Origin of the sequence: Paenibacillus albidus (genome assembly GCF_014644435.1) — a bacterium.
GTDB lineage: Bacteria > Bacillota > Bacilli > Paenibacillales > Paenibacillaceae > Paenibacillus_AQ > Paenibacillus_AQ albidus.
Window position 1 is genome coordinate 1 of the sequence record NZ_BMKR01000093.1, and the last position, 3404, is coordinate 3404.

Below are 3404 nucleotides of genomic sequence, written 5' to 3' on the forward strand. Positions count from 1 at the left end.
CAACAAAAGAGGCAGCTAATTTTTTGATCAGCTGCCGCAGTGTTGTTCTGAACTATCGTTCCCCGTTAGTTTAATGAACGATCAAACGTTTTTAGCTTAGCTCATAGAGAGTTAAGAAAAAAGAAGCAAGTCTATTAGACGTGCTTCCTCTGAGACGCTAGTTTGTTTTTGACTATTTACCCCTGTGCTTCTTCTTAGCTTTTTGAACTCTAAGTTGATATTTTCTTTCATTTTCTTCAAGAATTTGTTGACGATTATGCACTTTTCGTTGCAGTTTCCTGGATTCGAGGTCCAGCTTTATTGCCTCCTGAGCATGGCAAGATAAACCTCGTTGCGCAATCTCCTTAGACGCCTGGCGAGCTAGTCTTTTCGGACTTACTCGAGTGCTTTTACTTTGCTTTGCATCCGTCCCTACCTTCGTAAGGTTCATCAATTCCATCATTTTCTCGCCAACGAACTCTAATATCTCAGAATCCTTTGGCTCGTTACCAAAAATATGACGGTAAGCTTTCAGACGTCCCTGTTCTTCCTGCTCAATCACACCAATCCAGTACTTACAACTTTCATCAAACAATATGGTAAGCTTCACACTTACTCCCCCTCTGTTTATACTGGAGTGATGGACATCCCGAGGGGGGAAGGTCACTGACACTAGGGCTAACCCTGTGCGACCGGACTACCAACCGATCTGTGTTTTTACACTCCTTTATGGTTATATCACATATTTCACAATTGTTAAACCGTTCAACTAACCTGCCCGTTAGCGCAGCAAGGCTGCTAATCGTACTGGCAGCCTTGTCATGGTTAAACTATCGTGTCCCGTTAGTTTAGTTGCAGATTAGTTTTCACGTCAGCCATTCAATCTTTTTGACTCATAATTATCCAGTAATTTATTCAGTTCTCGTTTATTAATTGGATGATATGTGAGGAGCTCTCCATTCAAAAGTATATTAAACACTCCATACGCAGAGGGGGCATTCTGTGCATCTTTACAGTTTTCTATATGGATTACTTTCGAAGGTATTTCTCTTTCAGAAGCAACCTCTAAGATTAAATTAACAGCTTCCTCAAAATATGGGCACTGGTCGGCTCGGATAATAGTAATTCCTTGTGAATATTTTTCAGCCCTTTGTTCCCAACCATGATTAAAATGAGGTATTGAATGATTATCGAAACTATTAACAATTAACTCAAAGCAAGGCGGTGCAATATCGACTGATTTAAAACCATATTTGATGAAGAATGATTTATCTGATAGCCAAGTTTCTGAACTTGTAACCATTGCAACACCTGATTTATTTAGTGTTTTCGCATGATTTAAACATGCATTTAGTAGTGAGGAACCGTATCCCTTGCCTTTTCCTTTCCCAACAATCCAAAGACAATGGATGACCATGTAATTTGTTCCACATATCCCTCTCCAGTTATACTCGCTCGGAATATATTCAATAAACCCTTTAGGATGTCCATTGTCCTCAATAATTTTTAGGTGCAAACCTTCTTGAAACCTCTCATTCAACCAAGCCAGCTTCTTTTGATAACCCTGAGATTTAGGTTTGCTTCTCATACAAAAAAATCCTTTTTCATGAATATTTTCTTGATTGATATCAATAATTTCAATCAGAAATACCACCCCCAATACTTTATTTATAAGATTCTATAAATTGGATAAATAATCCTTTATCATTCAGCTAACAGTATTCAACTATACTGCCCGTTAGCGTAATGATGACCTGTCATCTATGGTACGGTTCACCGTAAATTAGCCTATATCATATCATATCATATCAGATTTGTTGGTTGATTTTGTATTTCAAAATATGGTGTCCTAAATATGAATCGTTTCAAAATGTTTATCTATGTTTACGACACACAGTATAGTTCGCAAAATGCAGAGTCACCAAAAGTATACTTTTTGACATGCTCAATTAGGTGCGGAAGCGGGTATGTGTTGGCTTCTAATGATTGTCCTTAACCCATAAGGGAGCAATGTATAAAACACGTCAGATTGGATTCTAGGCGGTCTGACGAGGTGGTAAGGGTGGGGGGGGTTACATCTTTTTTATGTTTGGTGTTTTTAGAAATGCCATATGCACATCCATCGACCGACTTTGAATATAATTTAAAGCGATACGATAACAAGTAAAATATGTAGGTTACGGTAATTGCAATTTACCTTCACGTAATGTAAAATTAGTTGATGGAAAAAACATGGAAGGAGTGGGAGTATGAGGTGGAAACGGAAGACTTACATTCAGTCGACTTGCGTATTTTCATATTTCCATTCCATTAGGACACTAAAGCATATATTGCTTTAGTGTTTTTATTTTATGGGGGTGTAATAATTGTCAAGGTATAAAAGGGTTCTCGTTAAGCTAAGTGGTGGAGCAGTCGCAGGAAACTCTGAATTTGGTTTTGAGCCAGAAAGGTTAGACCATATCGCGGATGAAATTATGTCAGTAGTAAACTTAGGCGTTGAAGTATCGTTAGTTATAGGTGGGGGTAATATTTTCAGAGGTAATATGGCGGAAAGCTGGGGGATAGAAAGGGCAGAAGCTGATAACATTGGAACGCTTGCGACTGTAGTAAATAGTTTAATGCTTCGTGGAGTTCTTAAAGCCAAGACCAAAAAGGAAGTACGGGTAATGACGGCAATACCTATTACTTCAGTTGCAGAACCATACATCCGTCTAAGAGCAATCCACCATCTAGAAAAAGGCTATATTGTAATTTTTGCAGGGGGGAACGGTCAACCTTACGTTACAACAGACTATCCTTCAGTACAAAGAGCCATCGAGGTTAATTGTGATGCTTTATTAGTTGCAAAACAAGGTGTTGATGGTGTTCTTAATGCAGACCCTAAATATGATAAAGATGCAAGGAAATTTCGTTCGCTTCATTACAACGACGTTTTAAAACAAAACTTAAAGGTAATGGACCAATCAGCTTTCATTTTGGCAAGAGACTACAATCTGCCAATGCATGTGTTTAACTTCGATAAACCAGGCTCGATGAAAGAAATTTGTGAAGGTAAGAATAACGGTACGATAATTAGTGGCGAATCAGTTTTAGAGTTGGAATAAAATATGTTAGAAATACTACTCCCCCTTGATTTAGCGGAACGATAGTTCCATAAAAGAGAAGTTCTATCCAAAGAAACCACTCCATTTGTCAGGAGTGGCTTTGTCTTTATATACTGATGTATATTTTGTGGTCAAACTCTACTTTGTGTTTAGATACATTACGGTGATCCGTATCATAAATATAAGGCGTTGTTGCGCTAAACTGCCCGTTAGCTGAACAGTCAACCGATGATCTCGGCTGACTATTTTCAATGGTGCTAACGTTTCCCGTTAGAATTCCTGTAGAATGAATAATTTGGTCTTTGCACAAAAACGAGCGCC

4 protein-coding genes are annotated in these 3404 nt (G+C 38.3%); 1 reads left to right on the forward strand and 3 read right to left on the reverse strand.

Features of this window, described 5'->3' with window-relative positions; genetic code table 11:
- Positions 1 to 172: 172 nt before the first annotated feature.
- Positions 173 to 589 (reverse strand): YjdF family protein, encoded by a 417-nt coding sequence (locus IEY53_RS34645; RefSeq protein ID WP_189032881.1) that lies wholly within the window; start codon positions 587 to 589, stop codon positions 173 to 175.
- Positions 590 to 850: 261 nt separating this feature from the next.
- Positions 851 to 1633 (reverse strand): GNAT family N-acetyltransferase, encoded by a 783-nt coding sequence (locus tag IEY53_RS34650; protein ID WP_189032883.1) that lies wholly within the window; start codon positions 1631 to 1633, stop codon positions 851 to 853.
- Between the two features lie 712 nt (positions 1634 to 2345).
- On the opposite strand from IEY53_RS34650, the gene pyrH reads away from it, so the two are divergent.
- Positions 2346 to 3083: a UMP kinase gene (pyrH, locus tag IEY53_RS34655; RefSeq protein WP_189032885.1), complete on the forward strand. Its 738-nt coding sequence runs from the start codon at positions 2346 to 2348 to the stop codon at positions 3081 to 3083.
- Positions 3084 to 3189: 106 nt separating this feature from the next.
- Here the strand turns inward: pyrH and IEY53_RS35645 are convergent.
- The coding region (locus tag IEY53_RS35645; RefSeq protein ID WP_229696538.1) for a hypothetical protein at positions 3190 to 3404 on the reverse strand (215 nt) is incomplete at its 5' end.